Origin of the sequence: Candidatus Planktophila vernalis (genome assembly GCF_002288185.1) — a bacterium.
Classification (GTDB): Bacteria; Actinomycetota; Actinomycetes; order Nanopelagicales; family Nanopelagicaceae; genus Planktophila; species Planktophila vernalis.
On sequence record NZ_CP016776.1, the window covers coordinates 970,367 to 995,218 of the forward strand.

At 45.8% G+C, this 24,852-nt stretch carries 24 protein-coding genes and 2 tRNA genes; 4 read left to right on the forward strand and 22 right to left on the reverse strand.

Going from position 1 to position 24,852, the window contains the following annotated elements; all coding sequences use genetic code 11:
* The first annotated feature begins 51 nt into the window (after window positions 1–51).
* The 4 genes from A7sIIA15_RS05075 to A7sIIA15_RS05090 are packed head-to-tail and all read left to right on the forward strand — an operon-like array spanning window position 52 to window position 3,040.
* A complete protein-coding gene (locus tag A7sIIA15_RS05075; protein WP_095686084.1) occupies window positions 52–348 on the forward strand; it encodes a virulence factor in 297 nt (98 codons plus the stop codon).
* A complete protein-coding gene (locus tag A7sIIA15_RS05080) occupies window positions 348–1,223 on the forward strand; it encodes a homocysteine S-methyltransferase family protein (RefSeq protein ID WP_095686085.1) in 876 nt (291 codons plus the stop codon). Before A7sIIA15_RS05075 ends, A7sIIA15_RS05080 begins: the two co-directional genes overlap by 1 nt.
* A 19-nt stretch (window positions 1,224–1,242) precedes the next feature.
* The gene (gene trhO, locus A7sIIA15_RS05085) at window positions 1,243–2,151 is read left to right on the forward strand and encodes an oxygen-dependent tRNA uridine(34) hydroxylase TrhO (RefSeq protein WP_095686086.1); all 909 of its coding nucleotides are present in this window, start codon (window positions 1,243–1,245) and stop codon (window positions 2,149–2,151) included.
* A 1-nt stretch (window position 2,152) separates the two neighbouring features.
* Window positions 2,153–3,040 carry a BadF/BadG/BcrA/BcrD ATPase family protein gene (locus tag A7sIIA15_RS05090; RefSeq protein WP_223298239.1) on the forward strand — a complete coding sequence of 296 codons (888 nt, stop codon included), beginning with the start codon at window positions 2,153–2,155 and terminating at the stop codon, window positions 3,038–3,040.
* Between the two features lie 113 nt (window positions 3,041–3,153).
* Here the strand turns inward: A7sIIA15_RS05090 and A7sIIA15_RS05095 are convergent, their stop codons facing one another.
* The 22 genes from A7sIIA15_RS05095 to ndk form a co-directional block, all read right to left on the reverse strand.
* Window positions 3,154–4,758 (reverse strand): alkaline phosphatase PhoX, encoded by a 1,605-nt coding sequence (locus A7sIIA15_RS05095; protein ID WP_095686088.1) that lies wholly within the window; start codon window positions 4,756–4,758, stop codon window positions 3,154–3,156.
* Between the two features lie 190 nt (window positions 4,759–4,948).
* Window positions 4,949–5,024 (reverse strand) — tRNA-Glu (locus A7sIIA15_RS05100).
* Between the two features lie 29 nt (window positions 5,025–5,053).
* A tRNA-Gln gene (locus A7sIIA15_RS05105) sits at window positions 5,054–5,125 on the reverse strand.
* A gap of 31 nt (window positions 5,126–5,156) precedes the next feature.
* Entirely contained in the window at window positions 5,157–6,614 is a 1,458-nt protein-coding gene (gltX, locus tag A7sIIA15_RS05110) for a glutamate--tRNA ligase (RefSeq protein ID WP_095686089.1), read from the reverse strand.
* A complete protein-coding gene (locus tag A7sIIA15_RS05115; protein ID WP_095686090.1) occupies window positions 6,611–7,396 on the reverse strand; it encodes a fumarylacetoacetate hydrolase family protein in 786 nt (261 codons plus the stop codon). Before A7sIIA15_RS05115 ends, gltX begins: the two co-directional genes overlap by 4 nt.
* Window positions 7,397–7,412: 16 nt before the next feature.
* A complete protein-coding gene (locus A7sIIA15_RS05120) occupies window positions 7,413–8,690 on the reverse strand; it encodes a hemolysin family protein (RefSeq protein WP_223298240.1) in 1,278 nt (425 codons plus the stop codon).
* Window positions 8,687–9,124 carry an rRNA maturation RNase YbeY gene (ybeY, locus tag A7sIIA15_RS05125; RefSeq protein ID WP_095686092.1) on the reverse strand — a complete coding sequence of 146 codons (438 nt, stop codon included), beginning with the start codon at window positions 9,122–9,124 and terminating at the stop codon, window positions 8,687–8,689. Before ybeY ends, A7sIIA15_RS05120 begins: the two co-directional genes overlap by 4 nt.
* Window positions 9,125–10,105 (reverse strand): PhoH family protein, encoded by a 981-nt coding sequence (locus tag A7sIIA15_RS05130; RefSeq protein WP_095686093.1) that lies wholly within the window; start codon window positions 10,103–10,105, stop codon window positions 9,125–9,127.
* Window positions 10,106–10,122: 17 nt separating this feature from the next.
* Entirely contained in the window at window positions 10,123–10,470 is a 348-nt protein-coding gene (locus tag A7sIIA15_RS05135) for a histidine triad nucleotide-binding protein (protein ID WP_095686094.1), read from the reverse strand.
* A 4-nt stretch (window positions 10,471–10,474) separates the two neighbouring features.
* The gene (locus tag A7sIIA15_RS05140) at window positions 10,475–11,185 is read right to left on the reverse strand and encodes a 16S rRNA (uracil(1498)-N(3))-methyltransferase (protein WP_095686095.1); all 711 of its coding nucleotides are present in this window, start codon (window positions 11,183–11,185) and stop codon (window positions 10,475–10,477) included.
* Window positions 11,185–12,300 carry a molecular chaperone DnaJ gene (gene dnaJ / locus A7sIIA15_RS05145; protein WP_190279115.1) on the reverse strand — a complete coding sequence of 372 codons (1,116 nt, stop codon included), beginning with the start codon at window positions 12,298–12,300 and terminating at the stop codon, window positions 11,185–11,187. The genes A7sIIA15_RS05140 and dnaJ overlap by 1 nt, the downstream gene beginning before the upstream one ends.
* Entirely contained in the window at window positions 12,287–13,015 is a 729-nt protein-coding gene (locus tag A7sIIA15_RS05150; RefSeq protein WP_095658199.1) for an HrcA family transcriptional regulator, read from the reverse strand. Before A7sIIA15_RS05150 ends, dnaJ begins: the two co-directional genes overlap by 14 nt.
* 15 nt (window positions 13,016–13,030) lie before the next feature.
* Window positions 13,031–14,152 (reverse strand): radical SAM family heme chaperone HemW, encoded by a 1,122-nt coding sequence (gene hemW / locus A7sIIA15_RS05155; RefSeq protein WP_095686097.1) that lies wholly within the window; start codon window positions 14,150–14,152, stop codon window positions 13,031–13,033.
* Window positions 14,149–16,029: a translation elongation factor 4 gene (gene lepA / locus A7sIIA15_RS05160; RefSeq protein ID WP_095686098.1), complete on the reverse strand. Its 1,881-nt coding sequence runs from the start codon at window positions 16,027–16,029 to the stop codon at window positions 14,149–14,151. The genes hemW and lepA overlap by 4 nt, the downstream gene beginning before the upstream one ends.
* A 32-nt stretch (window positions 16,030–16,061) precedes the next feature.
* On the reverse strand, window positions 16,062–16,331 hold the full coding sequence (rpsT, locus tag A7sIIA15_RS05165; RefSeq protein WP_018225984.1) for a 30S ribosomal protein S20: 270 nt from the start codon (window positions 16,329–16,331) through the stop codon (window positions 16,062–16,064).
* Window positions 16,332–16,402: 71 nt separating this feature from the next.
* Window positions 16,403–18,493, reverse strand: coding sequence for an Rne/Rng family ribonuclease (locus A7sIIA15_RS05170; RefSeq protein ID WP_095686099.1), 2,091 nt, complete (start codon window positions 18,491–18,493; stop codon window positions 16,403–16,405).
* Between the two features lie 163 nt (window positions 18,494–18,656).
* Window positions 18,657–19,817, reverse strand: coding sequence for a rod shape-determining protein RodA (gene rodA / locus A7sIIA15_RS05175; RefSeq protein ID WP_190279116.1), 1,161 nt, complete (start codon window positions 19,815–19,817; stop codon window positions 18,657–18,659).
* Complete coding sequence (mrdA, locus tag A7sIIA15_RS05180; protein WP_095686100.1) at window positions 19,814–21,904, reverse strand: penicillin-binding protein 2; 2,091 nt, start codon at window positions 21,902–21,904, stop codon at window positions 19,814–19,816. The genes rodA and mrdA overlap by 4 nt, the downstream gene beginning before the upstream one ends.
* Window positions 21,901–22,422, reverse strand: a complete 522-nt coding sequence (gene mreD, locus A7sIIA15_RS05185) for a rod shape-determining protein MreD (RefSeq protein WP_095686101.1) — start codon at window positions 22,420–22,422, stop codon at window positions 21,901–21,903. Before mreD ends, mrdA begins: the two co-directional genes overlap by 4 nt.
* A gap of 6 nt (window positions 22,423–22,428) precedes the next feature.
* Window positions 22,429–23,352 (reverse strand): rod shape-determining protein MreC, encoded by a 924-nt coding sequence (gene mreC / locus A7sIIA15_RS05190; RefSeq protein ID WP_095686102.1) that lies wholly within the window; start codon window positions 23,350–23,352, stop codon window positions 22,429–22,431.
* A 12-nt stretch (window positions 23,353–23,364) separates the two neighbouring features.
* On the reverse strand, window positions 23,365–24,384 hold the full coding sequence (locus A7sIIA15_RS05195; RefSeq protein ID WP_095686103.1) for a rod shape-determining protein: 1,020 nt from the start codon (window positions 24,382–24,384) through the stop codon (window positions 23,365–23,367).
* Between the two features lie 44 nt (window positions 24,385–24,428).
* Window positions 24,429–24,848, reverse strand: a complete 420-nt coding sequence (gene ndk, locus A7sIIA15_RS05200) for a nucleoside-diphosphate kinase (protein WP_018225977.1) — start codon at window positions 24,846–24,848, stop codon at window positions 24,429–24,431.
* Between the last annotated feature and the right edge of the window lie 4 nt (window positions 24,849–24,852).

The window sequence follows — 24,852 nt, forward strand, 5'->3', positions numbered from 1 at the left end:
GGTACTTGCGCAAGGTCAAAATGCTGGGAAATTGGCCTATAGAATTGCCCAATGAGCGAATATCAAATCATGCGCTGGCGTGAGATTCCATCAATGGTTGTCGCACGCTCAGGTGAAACAACTATCAAAATCATGTTGGCTTCTCGTTTTCAAGAGGCCATCGATGAAGCAGCGATGCGCCTGGGTGAGATTGATGCTGATGCATACACATCTGGTTGGAACCGCGATCCATGGGTCGAAACAGAAGGCGCACCTGATGTTGTTGGAGCGCGAATTGTTGAAGAGCTTGAAAGAGAATTAAGTGAAGAAAAACTCTCTGCACTTCTTGATGCCCTAGGAGAAAAGTAATGTCAGCAATTTATGAAGCGCTAGAAAAGGTAACCCTTGTATCTGATGGTGCAATGGGCACAATGTTACAAGATCGTGGCCTAACAGATGGCGGTGCGCCTGAGCTTTGGAATGTTGAAAAGCCAGAAGAGATCGAAGCAGTTCTAGAGGCATACGCAGCAGCCGGTGCAAATTTTATTACGACAAATACTTTTGGTGGAACTGCAGGCCGCCTTGCCATGCATGGCCTTGAAGATCGACTTGCAGAATTAAATAAAGCTGGCGCAGTAATTGCACGTAAAGTTGCAGACCGCCATCCTGGATGTTTTGTTATGGGAGATATCGGACCATCTGGTGAATTGATGGATCCGATGGGAACTCTTACACCTGAAACCGGTAAAGCTTTATTTTCTGCCCAAATCAGCGCACTTGTTGCTGGTGGTGTCGATGCAATTCTTATTGAAACAATGTCAGATCTGGGTGAAGTAGAGGCCGCTGTCGCTGCAGCTCAAGAAGTTGCACCTGGACTGCCAATTATTGTGACGATGAGCTTTGATACAAACCTTCGAACCATGATGGGTGTTAAGCCTGCAATGGCCATTAAGCATTTAGCAGCATTGGGCGTGCGCATCATTGGCGCAAACTGTGGACGTGGCACTGATGAGATGTCACAGATTGCTAAAGAGTTAGTAGAAGCACGACCAGAAGGCGTTTTTGTTATCACTCAATCAAATGCTGGACTACCTAAGTTGCAGGGTGATGAGTTTATTTATGATGGCACCCCAGAGGAAATGGCGCGTTATGCCGCAGAGATGAAAGACCTAGGCGTAAACATTGTTGGTTCTTGCTGTGGTTCATCACCTGCTCACACTCAATCTATTGCTGCAGCTTTGTAACAAGAATAGCCTTGAAATCATGAACTTCAACAAAGTCATTCTCTACTACGGCTTTGCGCCCATTGCTGATCCAGAAGCTGTAAAGCTATGGCAAAAAACTTTATGCGAATCCCTCAACATCAAGGGACGCATTCTTATCTCACCTCATGGCATCAATGGAACTCTTGGTGGCCACATGAGTGATGTGAAGAAATACATCAAGAACACCCGCCAATATCCGGGCTTTAAGAAGATTGATTTCAAGTGGTCTGAGGGAACTGGCAATGATTTTCCAAAGCTAAAGATTAAGGTCAAGGATGAACTGGTTGCATTTGGTAATCCAGGTGAAATTAAAGTCGATGAAAACGGTGTAATCGGCGGCGGTATTCATTTAAGACCAGAGGAAGTCAATAAGCTAGTTGAAGAGCGCGGTGATGAAGTTGTTTTCTTTGACGGTCGTAATGCATTTGAAGCCAAGGTGGGTAAATTCAAAGATGCAGTGGTGCCAGATATAACAACATCACATGACTTTGTTAAAGAGATTGAAAGTGGAAAATACGATCACATGAAGGATAAGCCGGTTGTTACATACTGCACCGGTGGAATTCGCTGTGAAATCCTTTCGGTTGTCATGAAGAACCGTGGCTTTAAAGAGGTTTATCAGATAATGGGCGGAATCGTCCGCTACGGAAACGCTTTTGGTGATGATGGTCTGTGGGAAGGCTCTCTCTATACATTCGATGATCGTTTGACTATTGATTTCAGCGATCACACAAAGCTCATTGGCACATGCGCCCACTGCGATGGGCCAACTAAGGAGTTTAGAAACTGCCAAAAACCTGAATGCCACCAGCTAGTTCTGCTCTGTGATCCATGTTATGACAAGCATTTAGATATGCCGTGTAAGCATGATCGCGAGATTAAACGCAACCGCGATCTCGTTGGTTGACATGCTCGCAGTAGATTTGGGTCAATCTGGAAGCCGTATTATTTCTGGTCAAACATTAATTAATTCCACTCGCGGTAAATTAGCTGGAGAACCTCCGCTTTCATCATTACGTGCAGTTTTTGAAAGTATTGAAAAATTGCAAGCAGATACGGTTGCACTCTCTTGTACGGGATTTCGCGGCGTTGTCACAGATCCACAACCATTTCTAGCTATATGTAATGAGTTTTTTGGAGCAAGCAAAGTGGCAGTTATGGATGACGGTCTAGCTGGCTTCATTGGAGCTCTTGGTGGCGGCAATGGTGTTGTTCTTTCCATTGGTGGTGGGGTCGTAAGTGTTGGTAGAAATGACACACACTTTGCTCACCGTGATGGATTGGAAAGCACGTTCGGCGATGAAGGCGGCGGTTTCTGGCTCGGAAAATTAGGTCTAACAAGAGCGCTAGGTATTCGCCAAGGTCGCGGTAACGATCAAATTCTCTTGAATACTTTTAAAGATCAAGTTCTGGCATATGACGCCCTCGCCATAAAAAATGCAGTAGATGCAGCATCTCTTGCCATTGCCTCAGCTAAAACTCTACTTGCTGCAGCAGATGCTGGAAGTCCAACTGCAATTGCAATTCGCAATGAAGGTGCAGCACTTCTTGCACAGACAGTTATTGCAACATGGTTAGGTGCGGGTGGTTCACTTGGGGATGCACCTGAGATTGCGATTCAAGGCGGACCCTCTAAGAATCCTGCTTACGTGAGTGCCATACAGAGCAATATCTCTCGTTCACTTCCACACGCTAAATTTGTAACTGCTCGTGGAGACAACTTAGATGGAGCGCTTTGGATTGCAAATAATATGTTGAGTGATGCCGATCCACTGCTTCGCTGGGCAAGCAAATAAGCTTTAGAACATCTAGCAACAGATTAAAGCAGCCCGTACTCACCAGCTTTAGAGATTAGCCAAAGGCCAGGCTTATAGCCCGGCCTTTGGCTTCCTATCCCCTCGATATAAAGCTACTTCGTGTAAACAGCTGTCCAATCAGAGATTTGCATGATGTACCACTGTCCACCTTCGATTGCCTTTGGCAATGTCAAATCACCTTCGGCCACATCTGGGCGAGCCTTAGCAATTGGCCCATGAACTTGGGCAACATACATGTAGTAACGACTCTTGTCGGTTTTACCCTTTGATAAAAGATCAGTCACATCAATAATGCCGCTGGACTCTTCATCCTTAGAAATAAATGAAGCTGCACCTTCTGCGAAGTACTCATCCTTGAACTTTGCAACTATTCCAACCGCACCATCCTTAATGCGGTAAGAAACTATCCGTGCAACCAAAGCGTTATTGCCTGGATCTTCTTGGATTAATACATTTCCAGCACCGTCAACTGTGATGTTGTCAGGCTTGCTCAAAAGCGGTGCTTCGCTACCATCAAGTAGAAGCTCAAGCGTTCCACCCTTGGCTGGATTGCTAATGTCTGTAAAGCGCAAACGCCATAGCGCTCCACCATCACGTGAAACTGTAGGTGTTGCAGGATTTGGGGCTGTTGCCTTTGGGTCCTTGTTTGACTCTGTAGTCACAAAGTAGAAATCATTTGGATTCTTTGGGTCAAAAGATCCATCTTCAACTCGGGCAAGTTCAATTCCCTTTTCACGAGCCTGGTCATTTTGAAGCTTTCCATTGACTGTTGTGTCAATCTTTGTGAATTTAACTTTAAATGCCTTGTTCTTTCCGTGATTTGCACGGATTTCGTTGTCATTTGCAACTGGTGCAGATGGATCTTGCGCTAAAACATATCCAGAACCATTTGTAAGTCCAGCTTTCTCATACCAGGTGCCCGTTTTTGTCTTAGTTCCCTGGTACATCCAAAGTTGGCTGTCAGTTGCTGAACCGTCTTCCATTCCCATAACAGCAGTTGTCTTTCCTTTATTTGGTGTTGGAATCAAGTTTTCCCATGCAGCAAGTCCAAAGCCAGGAATCTGAACTAGTTGACCATTCATATCACTGACGAAACCACGAGACTCATCTCCACCTTCTTCACCTGTTAGAAAAACTGCGCCTTGGTAACCAAGACCTGAGCTCTTGTCATAGAAAGAACCTTCTGGGGCAAGAGTTGCTGAGCAAAAACGATTTAAAAGTAAGGAATGATTAGGAGTCTTATACTCATCGAGAACTGCTGCATCCGTTGGCGCACTAGGCTTATTTCCAAACTTGGCTAATGCGTAGTTATACCAAACCACATCCGTGATGAAATCTTTTGCCTTAGTGACCGACTTCGTGGTTAAGTCATAATGCATTTCGCTAATGAAGGATCCCTGAGTCAATCCACCTGCAGAGTTGCGCCCTGCTGCGATTGCATTAGTTCCACTCCACTCATGGTTAGTAATTATGCGGAGCTTATTTCCAGACTTGACCACACCTAATCCATCAGGAATTCCTGGAACTAGATAAGTACCAACAATATCTCCAGCTGAAACAACTGGAGTCAACTTCACGGTGCTTGCAACACCTTCCATGTAAACTGGCGCGGCTGAATTTGCGCCAGCTAAGCTTCCTGAGAATGCAGTTACAAATGCAGTTAAAATCACTGCAGTACGCACTGTTGATTTTTTCACTATAACTCTCCCACTTGTAAGGTTGACTAATATCAACGGCAGTAGTTAATTGAATAGAAGTTAACTGTGGGACTGCATTGGGATAATGCGAGATTAAGAGTTGGCTTCAATCTAGAAAATCTAGGTGAATACGAAGAGTCACAAATTAACAATTGCTGACAGATGGTTAACATCTGCCAGCAATGTGCTGTGGTAGCCCCGACGGGATTCGAACCCGCGTAGCTGGCTTGAGAAGCCAGAGTCCTAGGCCGCTAGACGACGGGGCCCTAGTGTTTCCATTTAAATCTTTACATCGCTGGGGTACCAGGACTCGAACCTAGACTTACTGAACCAGAATCAGCAGGGCTGCCAATTACCCCATACCCCAAAAACAGCAGGAGCAAAGAATACCAAAGGATTTAGAGCTCTAACCCCGCGCGAATACGGGCCAATGAAGCCTCTTTGCCAAGTAATTCCATAGATTCAAATAACGGTGGTGAAATCGTGCTACCTGTTGTTGCAATACGTACTGCACCAAATGCAATACGTGGTTTTAATCCCATCTCTTCAATCAAAGATGATCGCAGCGCAGCTTCGATACTGTCGTGATTCCATGCAGCCAGTGGTTCCAACTCTTTAAGTGAGCGCTGTAATACCTGCTTTGAGGCATCATCAGTAATCTTTGCAACACTATCTGCCTCAACAGCAAAGTTTTTAACAAATAAGAACTTGAGCATTGCTGGCACTTCACTGAGCATGATGATTCGCTCCTGAATGAGTGGCAGAGCTAGCTTTACTAGTGCAATCTCATCTGCGGTACCTGTAATGACTCCGGCCTTAGTCAAAAATGGCAGAGACCAATCTAGGAATTCATCGATAGTTAAGGCACGGATCTTGTCACCATTGATTGCTTCAAGCTTTTTCATATCAAAGCGCGCAGGTGAAGAGTGAACCTTTTCAACAGTGAAAAGCTCGGTGAGCTCCTTCATTGTTACGTTCTCGTGATCATCGCCAGGTGACCAACCCAGAAGGGCTAAGTAATTACAGATTGCCTCAGGCAAGAATCCCTTATCTCTATACCAAGCAATTGAAACTTCACCATTTCGCTTTGAAAGCTTTGCATTGTCTTGGCCCATAACAAATGGCAAGTGAGCAAATACTGGGTAGTCCTCTAACGCTAAGCCCATAGCCTGATACACACGGATCTGACGTGGTGTGGAAGAGAGAAGATCCTCACCGCGTAGAACGTGTGTGACCTTCATTAAAACATCATCAACTGCAACGGCTAATGTGTACAGAGGTGAGCCATCACCGCGTACTAATACAAAGTCAGGAACGAATTTATGATCAAAGGAGACATCTCCACGGATTAAGTCATTAAAGGTTGTTCCACCATCAGGCATACGCATACGCACCACAGGCAAGCGTCCTTCTGCCTTATATGCTGCGATTTGATCAGAAGTTAAGTCACGGCAGTGACCGTTATATCCCGGTGCAACATTTGCTGCACGTTGTGCTTCCCGAACTGCTTCTAACTCATCAGCTGAGCAATAGCAGTGATAGGCATCTTTTTGATCAAGAAACTTTTGTGCCCATTCGGCATATATTCCTAAACGCTGTGACTGTAGGTACGGGCCGTTATCGCCACCAACTTCAGGACCCTCATCCCAGTTCAGGCCAAGCCATTTCAACGTATCGATTGCAGCTTGAATGTATTCATCTGTAACGCGGGTGGTGTCTGTATCTTCAATTCTAAAAAGGAAAGTTCCACCTGTATGGCGGGCATAGGCCCAGTCAAAGAGTGCTGTGCGGATATTTCCCACATGCAAATCCCCAGTTGGAGATGGTGCGAAGCGAACCTTTACTTTTTTGGTCAATTTTTTCTCACTTTGTTTGTTAGTTCGCCTAAACCTTCAATAGCCATTGTCGCATCTGCCCCAGCAACCATTGGGCCAATACCTGCTGGTGTTCCAGTCAAGATAACATCACCTGGGAGCAAAGTCATGACACGAGAGACAAAGTTAATGATCTCTGGGACTTTAAACATCATGTCACTCAATTGAGCAGACTGCTTAATTTCACCATTTACTGTTGCTGTGATTTTCTGTGTGCCAGGAATAAAGTCTGTATCAATCCATGGGCCAACTGGGCAGAAAGTGTCAAAGCTTTTTGCACGAGTCCACTGACCGTCTTTTTTCTGTAAATCTCTTGCCGTTACATCATTTGCGATGGTGTAACCAAAGATCACGTCATTAACGCGCTCGATAGGAACATCCTTGCAAAGGCGACCAATAACAATTGCTAACTCAGCTTCATGGTCAACTCGCTCTGACATCTCTGGCCAAACAATGGTGTCATTTGGTCCGATAACAGAAGTGTTAGGTTTTAAAAAGATGATTGGTTCATCTGGCACAACCCCACCCATTTCAGCTGCGTGATCTGCATAGTTCTTGCCGATGCAAACAACCTTAGAGCGAGGAATAACTGGTGCTAATAGGCGCACTTTAGAAACAGGAACTGTGGCTGCAGTCTTTTGAATCCCTGAGTAGATGGGATCTCCGGTAATGACTGTGATTGTGGCATCGTCTTCTAGAACACCAAAGAGTGGGTCGGTTCCGAGTCCTGAGTCAGGGCCTGGAGAAAAACGGACGATGCGCATTGGGAGATTCTATCTCTTACTCGTGGTCTTCAATCTCTTTCTCAAGACGCTCGATTAACACGCTACTAATTCTTCGACGGCGGCCCAAAGGGCGCTCTGAAGTGATTGACCAACCATGTAATGAAACTGTTGATCCAGCAATTGGCACACGGCCCAGCTTTTGCGCCATTAATCCACCGATTGTGTCGACATCCTCGAAATCAGATTCATTGATTTCAATCTTCAATTCATCAGCAAGGTCCTCGATGTGAAGAGAAGCATTTGCGCGTGCTTTATCTGGTGACAACCAAACAAAGTCATCCTCTCCATCATCAAACTCATCTTCAATCTCGCCCACGATTTCTTCAATAATGTCTTCAATTGTGATGATTCCAGCGGTTCCGCCATATTCATCAACCACTACAGCTAAGTGAATCTGATTGCGCTGCATCTCTTTTAGGAGCTCATCGGCCATCTTGATTTCAGGAACAAAGGTGGCTGGGCGCATGTGTTGTTCAATGTTTTCTGTTTGTTCAGCCTCATGGTGATCAAGTGCGCGACGAGCTAAGTCTTTAACATAAACAATTCCGATGATGTTATCTGGGCCTGTTCCGACTACTGGAATACGTGAGAAACCAGAGCGAAGTGCAAGGGAAAGGCCTTGACGTAGAGTCTTGTCCTTTTCAATCCAGACCATGTCTGTGCGAGGAACCATCAGTTCGCGCACCAATGTATCACCCAGTTCAAATACTGAGTGAATCATTTCGTGCTCATCTGACTCCACAAGACCACGTTCATGCGCTTGATCCACTAAATCCCGAAGTTCTGCTTCTGATGTAAATGGGCCAGAGCGAAAACCTTTACCAGGAGTTAAGGCATTACCAACTGCAATAAGAATCTTTGTTACTGGACCTAGTGCAAATGCAAGGCCATAAGCCACGATAATTCCATAGCGCGCGTACTTGTGAGGCTGTTGTTTACCCAGAGTACGTGGACCAACTCCCACTACAACATAGGAAAGCACAACCATGATTGCAACCGTTATTGCCATCGCTTGTGCGGAAGAGTAATTGCGCAGCAAAATCACTGCTAATAAAACCGTGGCAGTGAACTCACAGAGCTTTCGAACCAGAAGAATCACATTGAGATACCTAGCTGGCTGGGCGCTGTATTTGCGAAGTAGTAATCCCCCACGCTTGCCCTCTAGCTCTTCAACGACGATGCGAGAGATTGATGTAAGAGCAGACTCAGATGCAGCTAAAAATCCTGCAAAAGCCAACAATAAAATGATGCTAACAATAGCTATCGGACTCATTGAGTTTGCTTCCACTTTTCTACGATTTGTTCCTGCAGGGCAAACATAATCTTTTCTTCTTCTGGTTCTGCATGGTCGTAGCCAATTATATGCAGTAAACCGTGTGTGGCCAGAATATAAATCTCATGCTCAGTTGAATGCCCAGCAGTTAGCGCCTGAGCTGCAGCAAAAGTTGGGCTAATCATGATGTCGCCAAGAGTGACAATCTCACCTTCTGATTCTGGCATGTCCATAGGAAATGAAAGAACATCTGTACTGCCGGGTTCATCCATCCATTTAATGTGAAGTTCAGTCATGTATTGATCATCAATAAAACCAAGATTGAGATCGCACTCAGGATTGAGTTTTAGCTCACCCATGGCAAATGTAAGCAGTGAAGTAACTTCCGCACTTGGGACTAACTGCCCCGAACTATTTGTGACTTCTATTGTCATCTATTTGCGAATCGGACGAAGGGCTTGCTTCGCCTCATCAAATTTGTCATAAGCCTTCACGATGTCGCCAATCAAGCGGTGGCGAACAACATCCTCAGCGGTGAGTTCAAGGAAGGCAATGTCATCAATGTCTTTCAAGATATCTCTCACAACTCGAAGTCCTGAGTGCTGACCATTAGGTAGATCAATCTGAGTAACATCGCCAGTAATAACCATCTTTGAACCAAAGCCCAGACGAGTTAAGAACATCTTCATCTGCTCTGGGGTTGTGTTTTGTGCTTCATCCAAAATGATAAATGCATCATTGAGTGTGCGACCACGCATATAAGCAAGCGGTGCTACTTCAATGATCCCGCTCTGCATCATGCGTGGAATAGTTTCAATATCAATCATGTCGTGCAGTGCATCAAAGAGCGGGCGCAAATATGGATCAATTTTCTCATTAAGCGTTCCTGGCAAGAAACCTAGATGCTCCCCTGCTTCAACTGCTGGGCGAGTAAGAATGATTCGGTTGACTTTTTTAGCTTGCAGGGCAGAGACAGCTTTAGCCATAGCTAAATAGGTCTTGCCTGTTCCAGCTGGCCCAATACCAAAAGTAATTGTGTGATCTTCAATTGCATCCACATAGCGCTTTTGATTAGCAGTCTTTGGTCGAATGGAGCGGCCCCGGTTGCTAACAATATTTAGGGAAAGAACCTCTGCTGGATGATCTACTGGCTTGCTCTCAAGCATTGCAATTGAGCGGGCAACAGCGTCAACGCTTAGAACATTTCCTGAGCGGATAACAACCATGAGTTCGCCGAAGAGATTTTCTAGGGCCATGCAATCAATGTGAGGGCCGCGTAAAGTAATTTCATTACCGCGAACAGTGATGTTTACGGAAGGAAAAGCTGCTTCAACAGCGCGAAGGTTGTCATCATGTGGTCCGATCAGTGCAACCATGGGAATAGCGGTTGGGACCGTGATGAGTGTGCGTTCCATTAATGCCAAATCTATCTTTAACCTGGGGGCCAGGCCAGTCCACGCCCACCAAGAAGATGCAAGTGAGCGTGAAAAACTGATTGTCCGGCCTCTGCGCCAGTGTTAAAGACGGTTCTGTAACCAGTTAAGCCGTTAGTTGCAGCAATCTCCCCCGCGGCGACAAAAAGGTCGGCGGTAAGTGTGGGAGACATCTTGGCTAACCCAGCAGCATTTTCAACATGCAGAGTGGGAACAATCAAAACGTGGGTAGGTGCTTGTGGGGCAATGTCATTAAATGCCACAACATTTTCATTGCGAAAAACTATTTGTGCAGGAATATCACCGTTGATGATTTTGCAGAACAAGCAATCGGGATCTAGCGCCACGTAATTACCATACCTTGAGCAGGGCTGAAATAGCCGCCACTGCCGCAATACCTGCATGTGCCGAGCGCAAGATTGGTCGACCCATCAAAGCAACCTTTGCCCCTGCTTCAACAAATTGATCTAGCTCTGTTGGTGTAATTCCACCTTCAGGTCCAATAATGACAAGAAGGCTTGCAACATTGTGTGAAGAGATTGCATCACTGAGCTTTGTTGTTGTGCTTTCATGGAAAACAATTGCCAAATCACTTAACTTAATCGCTTCACAAATCTGCTGCGTAGTTGCTATATCTGTAACTTCTGGAATTCGTAGTCTGCGTGATTGCTTACTTGCCTCACGTGCAGTAACTGAGAACTTCTCAGATACTTTTCCGATGCTGCGCGAGGCCTGCCATGGCACGATGCGATCAACGCCGGCCTCAGTTAGTAGCTCAATGGCCTCTTTGGCTCTATCACTCTTCGGTAACGCCTGAACAACTGTAATTGTTGTTGGAAGTGCCTCTTGAAAACCAGATGCCATAACCTCAACTTCAAGGGACTTCTTCTTAACTGCAAAAGCTTTAACTTGGCTCCAACTGCCTTGACCATCACTGAGCATGAACAAATCCCCTGCTTTCATGCGCAAGACCCGCACGGCATGGTTTGCATCTTCATTATCAAATTCATATATCTGCCCCACTGTTGTTGGCAGGTCATCGACGAAAAATAGAGTCAACATTATTTGGTGAACGCACCTTTGATCTTGGAAAAGATTCCACCATCAGGGTTTTTCACATGGGCATCTCCTGATTTTTCCCCACGCAGATCTGCAAACTTCTTCAGTAGCTCTTCCTCTTCACGGCTAAGTTTTGTGGGAGTTTGAACTTCAACGTGAACAACCAAATCTCCACGGCCACCATGGCGCAAGCGAGTCATACCTTTGCCCTTAATGGCAATCGGTGTTCCACTTTGTGTGCCAGATTTAACATTTACTTCAACTGGGCCATCTAAAGATTCAACTGTGACTGTTGTGCCAATAGCTGCAGCGCTCATGGAGACAGAGAGTGACATATGCAAAGTATCGCCTTCGCGAATCAAATAGTCATGATCTATCTCAACTATTTCAACATACAAATCGCCTGCTGGTCCCCCGCCATGTCCCACTTCGCCGCGGCCAGATAGTTGTATGCGATTTCCTGTTTCAACTCCAGCAGGAATCTTCACTTGAATATTCTGGCGAGATCGAACACGACCTTCACCAGCGCACTCACGGCAAGGATTTTGAATAACACTTCCATAACCACCGCAAGCATTACATGGGCGCGATGTCATTACTTGACCAATAACTGAGCGAACTACTTGTTGAGTTTCACCTCGTCCTCTACACACCGCACACGTTGATGGTTGAGCACCATCAATACAGCCACTGCCTGTGCACTTAGGGCACACAACTGCGCTTTCAACAGTTATCTCGCGCTCTGTTCCAAAGCATGCTTCATGCAAATCTACTTGCACACGAATGAGTGAATCTTGCCCTGCGCGCATACGTGGACGTGGCCCACGTGATCCACCGCCACCAAAGAATGCATCCATGATGTCGCTAAATCCACCACCAAAACCACCACCACCAAATGCGCTTCCGCCCATGTCATATGACTGACGCTTTTGAGAATCACTTAAAACTTCATAGGCAGCAGTGATTTCTTTGAACTTATCTTGCACCGCTGGATCTGGATTCACATCTGGGTGCAGTTCACGGGCTAACTTGCGATAAGCCTTCTTGATTTCATCAGCTGAAGCTTCGCGCGTAACACCAAGGGTTTGGTAATGATCGCTCAACTTATGCACCTTCATCTATGAAACGGCCAACATAACGAGCAACTGCAGAAACTGCAGCAATTGAACCTGCGTAATCCATACGAGTTGGCCCTAAGACACCCACTGCGCCATGTTGGGCCGACTCCACACCGTAACCAACCGTAACCAATGATGTTGATTGCAAATTTGTCTCGTTCTGCTCGCTACCGATTCGAACGTGCACCGTTGAACGCGCCTCATCTAGCAAACGCAAGATAACAACTTGTTCTTCAAGTGCTTCAAGAATGGGCGAAAGAGTAAGACCTAAATCTTCACCAGATCGAGCCAAGTTTGCCGTTCCAGAGATCGCCATCTTCTCTCGGCCTTCACCGATAATCGGGAATGTAACAACAGCAACTTGTTTTGTAATATCTGCCAACAACTTGGCAGATCTTTTCAATAAATCCTCTAGATCATTAGAGCCTTGAAGAAATGTTTCAATTGCACGGCGCTCAGCTGCAGATAGAGGCTTAACTGTTGCTAACTTATCTACAAAAACTCTGTATCCAAGATCAGTTGGAATACGGCCAGCACTTGTGTGAGGTTGAGTGATCAAGCCCTCTTCTTCAAGAACAGCCATTTCATTTCGAATAGTTGCAGGTGAAATTCCGAGTCCATGGTGATCGGCAATTGACTTTGAGCCGACTGGTTCCTGCGTCGAGACATACTCATCGACAATTGCACGGAGGATTTCAAGACGGCGTGATGACATAGTGGGCCTAGGTTACTAGAAAGTTATTTCTCGCACGATTCGATCTGCAATCAAGCGCCCCACTGGAGTCAACAAGACGCGATCATCACGCAGTTCGATATATCCATTTTCACGATAAGTCCCCAGAAGCTCTAGCTGATGCGGCTCCAGGACTGAAATCTGCAAACCATCTCGCATCCGAATTCCAAGCATGATTGATTCACGAGCTTTTTGTTCTGAGGTTAAATCTTCACTTTCATGAATGGGTGATTGTGAAGCAAATAGCTTTTCTTTATAAGCATTAGGGTGCTTAACATTCCAAAAACGTTTTCCATCAATGTGGGAATGCGCTCCTGGTCCGAGTCCCCACCAGTTTCTATTCTCCCAGTAAGCAATGTTGTGTCGGCATTCATGAGAAGGCTTAGACCAGTTAGAGAGTTCATACCAACTAAGTCCACGCTCTTCACACATTTGATCTACTAGTAAATACATATCTGCCATCAAATCATCATCTGGCATTGATAGATCACCACGTTTAATCTGGGCAGCTAACTTTGTGCCAGTTTCAACGATGAGGGCATATGCACTGATGTGATCGATATCTAGATCAAGGGCAGCTTGGACACTCTCACGCCAATCATCTAATGATTCCCCTGCAGTTCCATAAATTAAGTCAACGCTAATACTTTTAAATCCTGCGGCGCGTGCCATATCAACTGCGCGCTTAACGTTCTCAGGGTTGTGTGTGCGATCAAGGACTGCCAACACATGTGGTTTAGCAGATTGCATTCCAAATGAGATGCGATTAAATCCCACTTCTAGATAGCGCTCTAGCTTCTCTTTCGATACTGAATCAGGATTAGCTTCAAGGGTTATTTCACAATCTGCGCTCAAACCATTGCGAGCTTTAATCGCTGCAATTACTCGCCCTAAATCATCTGCTGGAAGCAAAGATGGTGTTCCTCCCCCAAAGAAGATTGTTGGAACTGGGTCTTTGGGCGCAGCATGTAACTCTTTTAAGACGGCATCGATGTAGTCATTGCTAACGATTTCAAGGGTTGCATCATCTTGGAGCTCTGACGGGGTGTATGTGTTGAAATCACAGTAGCCGCAGCGCTTAATGCAGTACGGGATATGTACGTAAAAAGAGAGCGTCATTGCCCTGCTTTGCGAGCAGCCTTGACCTTTTCAATATCTGCATCGGTCGCAAGTGCTGCTACGAAAGCCTCTTGTGGAACTTCAACGCGTCCCACCATCTTCATGCGCTTCTTACCTTCTTTTTGCTTCTCCAAAAGCTTTCGCTTACGAGAGATATCTCCGCCATAACACTTAGCCAAAACATCTTTACGGATAGCACGGATACTTTCGCGGGCAATAATGCGAGAGCCAATTGCTGCCTGAATAGGAACTTCAAACTGCTGGCGCGGGATTAGTTCACGTAGCTTGCCAGTCATCATCACGCCATAGGCATAAGCCTTATCGCGGTGAACGATTGCGCTGAACGCATCAACGGCTTCACCTTGAAGCAAGATATCAACCTTTACCAAATTACCTTCTGCATCACCCTTTTCTTCATAATCTAAAGATGCATAACCCTTGGTGCGAGATTTAAGTTGATCAAAGAAGTCAAAGACAATTTCAGCTAGTGGCAAGTCATAACGGATTTCGACTCGATCTTCTGAGATGTAATCCATGCCTAGTAAAATTCCGCGGCGCTCCTGGCATAGCTCCATGATTGTTCCAATGAACTCAGAAGGAGCAAGAATCGTTGATTTAACAATAGGTTCATAAACAGTTGCAACTTTGCCTTCAGGAAACTCTGAAGGATTAGTAACGCGAATCTCTTTGCCATCATCCATCACTACGTTGTAAACAACGTTAGGGGCTGTTGAAATCAAATTGAGTTTGTGTTCGCGCTCTAGACGCTCACGCACGATTTCCATATGTAGCAAGCCCAGGAAACCGCAACGGAAACCAAAGCCTAGAGCTGCAGAGCTCTCTGGTTCATAGACAAGTGCTGCATCATTGAGTTGTAACTTATCGAGTGCTTCACGAAGCACAGGAAAATCTGCACCATCTAGTGGAAAGAGCCCAGAGAAAACCATGGGCTTTGGATCTTTATATCCAGCAAGTGCTGTCTTTGTTGGGTTGTTATAGGTAGTAATCGTGTCGCCCACACGTGATTGGCGCACATCTTTTACACCAGTAATTAAGTAGCCTACTTCGCCAACACCTAAGCCTTTAGATGCAACTGGTTCTGGTGAAATAACGCCAACTTCTAGGGCTTCATGTCGAACTCCAGTTGAAAACATTTGAATTTGTTCGCGCGGAGATAAGTGGCCATCAATCACACGAACGTATGTAACAACACCGCGATAGGCATCATAAACAGAGTCGAAGATAAGTGCGCGAGCTGGTGCACTTGCATCACCAACAGGTGCTGGGATTTGGGCAATGATTTGATCAAGTAGTTCTGCAACTCCATCGCCAGTTTTACCTGAAACGCGCAAACAATCCTCTGGCTCACAACCAATGAGCTTTGCTAACTCGGCAGCAAACTTTTCAGGTTGAGCGTTAGGAAGATCGATTTTGTTGAGCACAGGAATAATCGTCAGATTATTCTCCATAGCTAAATAAAGATTTGCCAGAGTCTGAGCTTCAATTCCCTGTGCACAATCCACAAGAAGAACAGCGCCTTCACAGGCAGCCAGTGAGCGCGAAACTTCATAGGTGAAGTCAACGTGTCCTGGTGTGTCAATCATGTTCAGGATGTATTCCTGTCCATCGATTCCACTGCGCCATGGCAGACGTACTGCTTGAGATTTGATCGTGATTCCGCGTTCGCGTTCGATATCCATGCGGTCGAGATACTGCGCACGCATATTGCGAGCTTCTACTACTTCGGTAATTCCCAACATGCGATCGGCAAGAGTTGATTTACCGTGATCAATGTGGGCAATGATGCAGAAGTTACGTATCTGCGCCGGATTAGTTGCTGCTGGTTGCGGCGCCTTAGCAAGTGAAATTGCAGGCATGAACCTAGCCTCGCTTTAAGATCGAAGAAAAATTAACGTGCGCCGGCTTTGGCAGCTGCCTTAGCCATTGATGACTTCTTGTTTGCTGCAGTGTTCTTGTGAAGAACACCCTTTTGAACAGCAACATCTAGAGCCTTAGAAGCTGTGCGAAGCTCAGTTGTGATTGCAGATGAATCTCCTGCGCTAACTGCCTCACGGAATTTACGGACAGCGGTCTTGATAGATGAGCCCACAGACTTATTGCGAAGGCGTGCCTTCTCGTTGGTCTTGATGCGCTTAATCTGAGACTTGATATTTGCCACGCTGTAGTACTCCGAACTTCTAGGTGTGTGTTGAAGGGTAAAGGTTACCTGTTAGGGCCCGAAGGCTCAAATCAAGCGGTAATTATGCCTGAGGAGGCTGCTCGGCGGCGCTTTCGCCCACCAGCTGGCTTGGTCTCTACAGGTGGTTGATCATCATTTAAAGATTCATGGAATTCATGCTCAGTGGCATCTTTTTCCTCTGCATCTTCATGTTGAGATGATGGAACATCTAGTTGTGGCATTGGTGCCTTCATCTTCACAGGCTCCATATGAATATGAATTCCGCGTCCACTACATGAATCACATGTAGTTGAGAAAGCTTCAATGAGTCCCTGTCCAACACGCTTACGTGTCATTTGAACAAGACCAAGGGAAGTAACTTCTGCAACCTGGTGCTTGGTGCGATCTCGACCTAAGCATTCAACGAGGCGGCGCAAAACCATCTCGCGGTTAGATTCCAAAATCATATCGATGAAGTCAATGACAACAATTCCACCTAAGTCACGAAGACGAAGTTGACGGGCGATTTCTTCAGCTGCTTCTAAGTTGTTCTTAGTAACAGTCTCTTCAAGGTTTCCGCCCTTACCAATAAATTTACCGGTGTTAACATCGATAACAATCATTGCTTCTGTGCGATCGATAACAAGTGAGCCACCTGAAGGCAGGTAGACCTTGCGATCAAAAGCTTTAGCCAGCTGCTCTTCGACTCTAAAGTCTGCAAAGAGATCACCGGTGCCTGTGTATTTTTCAATCTTTGTTGTTAGCTCTGGAGCGATAAAGCCAAGATAACTTGTGACTTCATCCCACGCAGTTGCACCTTGCACAGTGAGCTTGCGGAAATCTTCATTGAAGATATCGCGGATAACTCGAACAGCAAGATCAGGCTCTTGGTAGAGAGCAACTGGAGGATTAAAATTTGTGTTCTGCGTCTTGGCATAGATGTCATCCCATTGAGCCTTAAGACGTGCCACATCACTGGTTAAATCTTCTTCGCTCACACCTTCAGCAGCTGTGCGAACAATAACGCCAGCTTCTTCTGGGATTAAGTTCTTCAAAATTGCTTTCAGGCGTGTGCGCTCAGTTTCAGGTAAACGCTTTGAAATACCAGACATTCCGCCACCTGGGACATAAACAACATAGCGTCCTGGCAAGGAAATTTGGCTAGTTAAACGCGCACCCTTTTGACCAATAGGATCTTTTGTAACTTGTACTAACACTGGCTGGCCAGTCTTTAATACAGTTTCAATTTTACGTGGTTCAGATTCAGAAATTCCTGCAGCATCCCAGTTGACTTCACCGGCATACAACACAGCGTTACGACCCTTACCAATATCAACGAATGCAGCTTCCATAGATGGAAGAACGTTTTGAACGCGACCTAAGTAGACGTTACCAACGTATGAAACGTTGCTATTGCGGTTCACGTAATGCTCAACCATCACGCCATCTTCAATAACGGCGATCTGTGTGCGATCTGCAATCTGACGAACAAGCATTTCGCGATCTACATTTTCACGGCGTGCTAGGAATTCTCCATCAGTGATAACTGTTGAACGCTTGCGATATGGCTCGCGGTATTCAGAGCGAGCGCCACGGTCATTGCGATCGTTGCGATCACGACGTCCTCCACGGCGATCATTGCGATCTGGGCGTTCAGTACGTGCTGGACGAGCTGGGCGTTCGCGAACTTCGCGGACCTTAACAACTGTTACAACACCATCTTCATCAATTACTTCACCTGGTGTTACACCCTCAGCATCTCCTGCTGCGCGGCGACGTCGGCGGCGACGATGTGTTGTTCCATCGCTATCAACTGCCTCTTCGCCAGTTTCCTCTGTTGAATCTTCATTAGTTGCAATATCTGCGCCAGGCTTGCGGCGACCACGGCCACCACGACGGCGACGGCGGTTGCGATCTGGACGATCAGCGCTATCTGCGGCCGGTGCATCTGCTGCTGGAGCCTCTGCGACCTCTGCCTTTTTGCGCGCAGCTTTTGCTACTGGCTTATCAGGGGCTGCTTGAAATACTGGAACCGGAATAGCTGCTTTTTTGCGCGTAGCTTTCTTAGGCTCATCTGTTGTTACTTCAGTAACGCTTGCTTCTGCTTTTGCTGAAGCTTTCTTAACCGCACGCTTGCGCGGTGTTTTAGGCTCAATAGCCATGGCACCAAATCCTCTATGCGTCTTTTAAAACGCTTATCTCGTTAAAAAATCCCTGTTTTAGGTTTTTCTTACCTGTTCGCGCTGGGCTTTTACCGCGATGGATTCGCGAGCCGCGCTGAACTATGTGCCCTAAGTATGGCAGATAGGGGGCTAATTGCCTACTTCAGCCCCTGGAGCGAGCGTGAACGTTCTGAAGCAGGCCAAAACCGATCAATGTGGCAAACATCGATGATCCACCGTATGAGATGAATGGCAGTGGCACACCCGTCATCGGCATGAGCCCTAAAGTCATTCCAATATTTTCAAATATCTGAAAAGCAAACCATGCAATTACACCCGTTGTTACCAAGCGCCCAAAGGGATCGCTCGTTCTTCGCGCAATAGCAAAAGCGCGCATGAGCATAATCAAATACAAAATCACAATTAATCCACTACCTAGAAAACCTAACTCTTCACCTGCAACGGTGAAAATAAAGTCTGTCTGTTGCTCTGGAACAAATCGGCCATTGGTTTGTGGACCATTAAATAATCCAGTTCCAATTAATCCCCCAGATCCCACAGTGATGCGAGCTTGGCGAAGTTGGTATCCGGTGCCTTGTGTGTCAACGGTTGGATCTACGAAAGTTTGTAAGCGCTTAATCTGGTAATCGCTAATTACGCCAGTGTTTGTTGCAACAACGCCTCCCAAGACTGCAACTAGTAAAAGGCCAACAACCCACCTAGTTGGCGAGCCAGAAACCGCAATGATTGTTACCACTGATGCAGAGATGATAAAAACTGTTCCCATATCAGGCTGTATTAAAATAAAGATAATTGGAATAGCTGCAACTGCCAAAGCTTGGAGAACATCTCTAGAAGTAGGTTCATCACTATCGTGGGTTCGCTCAGATAAAATCATGGACATACCAATAATGATGGAGATTTTTGCTAGCTCCGCCGGCTGAATCTGGAAACCTCCAGGCAGTGCAATCCAGGCTTTAGCGCCATTGATTTCACTACCTAAACCTGGAATCAAAACGATAATCAAACCAATAACACCTAAGCCCCAGACAATCGGTGTGTAAGCACGAAGAAGTCTATAGTCAATAACCGTTGTGCCATAAGCCAAAAGTGCACCGATGGCGATGTTAATGACATGGCGCTTAAGGTAATACTGAGGATCTAAACCATTGCGCGCATACCAATCTCGGGTTGCGGCATAGACAAGTAGCGTGCCAATAAATAAAAGCGCTGCAACTGCTGCAGTTAAAACTGGATCAAAGCCATGAAAAATTGAGCTTCTCTGGCGACGATAAAGGCGCTGGCGCGCAGCTATTTGGCTCATGGCGCCTCCTTCGGCTTTGTCGCAGGTGAAATCTTAGGTAAATCTGTTGGAGGTTTTCCATATGGATAGATTGCAGCTCCTGGCACAACTTTATTACCTTTAACTCCAAAAATAGCTTCATATATCTGTTTGACACCCACACCAGAAGTTGATGCACCGAAACCACCTTGTCCAACCATCATGACAACGGCAAAACGCGGTTTCTTGCTAGGTGCAAAGGATGCAAACCAAGAAGTGTCATCTTTAAGAGTTCCGTTTGGATTTCGACCAAAGACTTGGCCCGTTCCAGTTTTTCCACTGATTTCAACTGGGAAACCTGCAAAAACTCCTGCACCTGTTCCACTAACAACCACTTCACGTAATGCGCCTTGCAGGAATTTAACAGTTGAAGGCGCAGTAGTAAGAGTTCCTAGCTTGTTTGGCGCAAAGGACTTAACAACTGTTCCATCTGTCTTAACGATGGCTTTAGCAATCAATGCCTGCCAAATGGTTCCACCATTGCCAATTGCTGCATACATCTGAGTTAACTTCAGTGGTGTTACAACAGTGTCACCTTGACCAATAGAGAAGTTCACCGCATCTCCAGCGCGCACCTTGTCACCATCGACGCAGTTTTCGGCAGCTAGTTGAATAAGAAATGGAGTCTGCTGGGCTTTAGTGGCGCGAGTTTTGTAGTTGCAATAGAAATCTTTGTTCTGCTCAAACCAACTCTTCTTATAGTCACGATCAGCTAAACGCGAGCGTGATTCAGAGGGAAGATCAATGCCTACTTTTTCAGTTAATTGGAAACTTTGCGCAGCTTTGAAGAAGTAGTCATTTGGGTTGTTTTTTGGTCGCAATCCACCATCTCGTAGCCATTCATCAAAGGCGATTTGGTACCAGATCGTGTCACAAGAGACCGCAATGGCCTTTTTCATATTCATACGACCCTGATTTTTACTATCAAAGTTTTGAAATGCGCGTGTACCCACTTGCACCTCTGAAGGACAGTTATATGAGGCGTTGAGGTCATATCCGGCAGCTGCTGCTGCAACAACGGAAACAGATTTAAAGGTAGAAGCCGGAGCAAACAAACCTTGCAGTGCTCGGTTAAGTGCAGGGACCGCCTTCTTCTCACTAAAGAGATCTGATGCTTGTTGAACCGTTAAACCTTTTTCAAATGCATTTGGATCATAGGTTGGGTATGAAGCAAGGGCCAAAATGCGCCCAGTTCTAATATCCATAACAACTGCAGCCCCTGAATCAGAGGTGTAACCATTTGCTCGTCCGCGCTTAACAGCATCAGCTAAAGCCTTTTCAGCAGCTGCTTGTAATCTAATATCTAAACTTGTAACTAAGTGATCACCAGCAATTGGTTTAGTGTTTTGACTCTCGCGAGTAATAGCTTCTTTTCGATCAACAATCAGGGTTCTAATTCCTGGAATACCGCGCAGATAAGAATCGTATTGAATTTCAAGTCCGGCCTTACCAATCGACTCACTCCTGTAATACTGCTTACCCGTATCTTTTGTTAGATCATCCTCAGTTAAAGGACCGACATAACCAAGAACATGTGCGGCGTTGACATCAACAAGACCTGGATAGCTTCGGATTGAAATTGGTTGTGCATCCACACCAGGGAATTGGTCGGGACGTTCAACGATTTGCAAGGCAATATCTGGATCTGCCTCTTTTGTAATTGGAATTGGTTGGTATCTAGAACCTGTCCAACATCCTGCACGCTCTCCCACAGGTAACTCTCCACACAGGCGTGTATTTGTATAAACATCGTTGTAATTGAGTTTAAGTAGCTTTGCAAGACGTTGCATGACTTCTACGCCTTTATCTGGCTGCTTATCAATTTCAATGCGATCGATAGTGATTGCTAAACCCACTTTATTTAGCGCCATTGGCACGCCATAAGCATCAACGATTAAACCGCGATTTGCAGGTGCCACAACATCGCGGCTTTGAATACTTAGTGCTGCGTCACGATATTTTGGGCCTGCAGCAATCTGTAGATAGAACAGGCGTCCTAGGAGTGCTACTAGTAAAGAAACAATAAGAATCTGCACAACGAGCAAACTCAAACGTGAGCGCTGGTTCATAGAACAGATCGCGTTTCAAAGACAAAGTTGTGCATAAATGAAAACACAGGCAAGACAATGGGTGTGAGCACCAAAGTCCAGAGTGAATTACCAAGGAGTGTGAGAAGGATTTGTCCGAAGCTTCCTGTTGTAACACCCAATAAGGCGCTACTAGAAAGGAAAAGGAATGAAGTGGCTAGGTTTGCAACCACTACAAAGAAAACCACTCCAATTGGGTTTCCGTTGATATTTCCATCACCGTAACCAAGATATGAAACGCCGTAACAAATAATGATCATAATCAGTGTCCATTGGCCCACTGGACCGCCTGCACCGCCAGACATATCCATCAATATGCCTGCACCAAAACCTGTTAGCGCAGCAATCTCTGGCGTGCTAATTACTGCCCACACTAGAGCGAAGATCACAAAGAGTGAGAAACCACCACCTGGCAGTTTAAATTGATTCACTACTGCTTCTTGCAAGACAAAGATGAAAAGAAATATTGGTGCTGAAAGTGAAATCTGTCGGGTCAACATGAACAACTACTCCGTTGGAGACGGTGATGGTGTTACATAAACCGTCACCGTTGGAATGGGAGTTGGGACTGGCTTAGGCGGAACTAGTGCATCACCTGGATTAGTGGATGAGGCTGCGACAACAACTGCTAGAACTCCAAGTCCACCAAAATTTGTGTAGTAACGAACGGTGCCACTTTGAGCGATTTCCCCGGCAGAGTTATCAACGGCAGTTACATAACCAACTGGAACTCCCGGGACAAAGGGACGATTAGCCACACTTCCACGCGCTAGCAACACATCGCCAACATTTACTGTTGTTAAATTATCGAGTAATTGCAGTGAACCTGAGCGTGATCCTCGGCCTGACAAAATGCCTATTTGTTGGGTTCCAGCAATGCGAACACCGATTTTAAATGATGGATCGGTTGCAAGCATCACTAATGCAGTTGTTGGGAAAACATCTTTGACCACACCAGCGATTCCAGTTTGTGAGAGCACAGTCATGTTTTTCTTGATACCTGCATTTGAACCAATATCAATAGTCACGGTTTGAGAAAAAGACTGGCTAGAGCCTTGGCTGATCACTTTTGCATTTACTACTTTATATCCAGCAGTACCAGCTAAATCTAGAATGGATTCAAGCTGTTTGAGTTGGGCATCAGCGTTCTTACGGTTGATTAAATCTGCCTTTAGCTTGGCATTATCAGCGCGCAGCTTTTCAATTTGATTGCGCGTGCGGCCTAGGTGCGTCACATCGGTTACAAAGTTTTTAACTGGTGTGAGGATGAAATTTCCAGCCTTTTGGAAAGGCGAAAGAATTGCCTGAGTACCTTGACGCGCTCCATCTAGAACTGCAACTCCACGCAAATCTAAGGTGATGAGAAACAGCGCAGTAACAATTAAAATGATTAAGAGAAGACGGGTACGACCCTCTCCGCCGTAACGCATCTTCTAATAAACCTATCGACGAGGTTCGGAGATTAAGACCTTCTCTAAAGCCTCAAACTCTTCGATACATTTTCCAGAGCCTTCAACAACTGCATCCAATGGACGTTCAGCGATGTGAATTGGCATTCCAGTTTCTTTACGAAGACGCTCATCAAGACCCTTGAGCAAAGCACCGCCACCAGTAAGAACAATTCCACGATCCATCAAATCTGATGCAAGCTCTGGAGGAGTCTTATCGAGTGTGCTCTTTACTGCATTAACAATTGCATTGACTGGCTCGTCTAGAGCTTTGCGAATCTCTGCAGCTGAAACAACGATTGTCTTTGGTAATCCTGTTGCTAAGTCGCGACCGCGAATCTCAGCATCGTTTTCACCCGCTAGTGGATAAGCAGAACCGATTGCCATCTTGATTTCTTCTGCGGTGCGCTCTCCCAAAAGAAGTGAGAATTCACGCTTAACCCAGTTGATAATCGACTGATCGAGCTCATCTCCACCTACGCGAATTGAAAGTGAACACACAATTCCACCTAGTGAAATAACTGCAACCTCAGTAGTACCGCCACCAATATCTACAACCATGTTTCCTGTTGGTTCGTGGATTGGAAGACCAGCACCAATAGCTGCTGCCATTGGCTCTTCAATAATGTAAACCTTACGAGCACCGGCGGCATATGCCGCATCTTTTACTGCGCGCTGCTCAACGCCAGTGATACCTGATGGAACGCACACAACGATTCTTGGCTTAGCCAAGTAACGACGACGGTGCACCTTTTGAATAAAGTAACGCAGCATGCGCTCAGTGGTCTCAAAGTCTGCAATCACACCATCTTTAAGTGGGCGAATAGCAACGATGTTTCCTGGAGTACGGCCAATCATCTTCTTGGCTTCAAGACCAACGGCTAAAATTCCGCCAGAATCTTGATTGACGGCAACAACAGATGGCTCATTCAAAACAATGCCACGCCCGCGCACATAAACAAGCGTGTTTGCAGTTCCTAGGTCAACGGCCATATCACGACCGATGAAAGACATTCTGCTCTGTCTGCTTTGTGAACTCATACTTTTGTACTCCTTGATTATTTAGGGAAGAAAATTTGAATCTCGCGCGCAGCTGATTCAGGTGAATCTGAGCCATGCACAATATTCTGAACAACTTTGGTGCCTTGATCACGAGCTAAGTCACCACGGATAGTTCCGGGTGCTGCAACTGTTGGATCAGTAACTCCGGCTAACGAGCGAAATCCTTCGATGACACGATTACCCGAAGCAACCATTGCAACGATTGGTCCTGACATCATGAACTCAACTAGTGGTTCATAAAATGGCTTACCAATATGTTCTGCGTAGTGTTGTTCAAGTAATGCGCGATCAGCGTTAAGTAAACGTAACGCTTCGATGGAATAACCTTTTGTTTCAACACGAGAAATAACTTCGCCCACTAAACCACGACGGACTCCGTCTGGCTTAACCAGGATTAGGGTTTTCTCAATGCTCACCTGC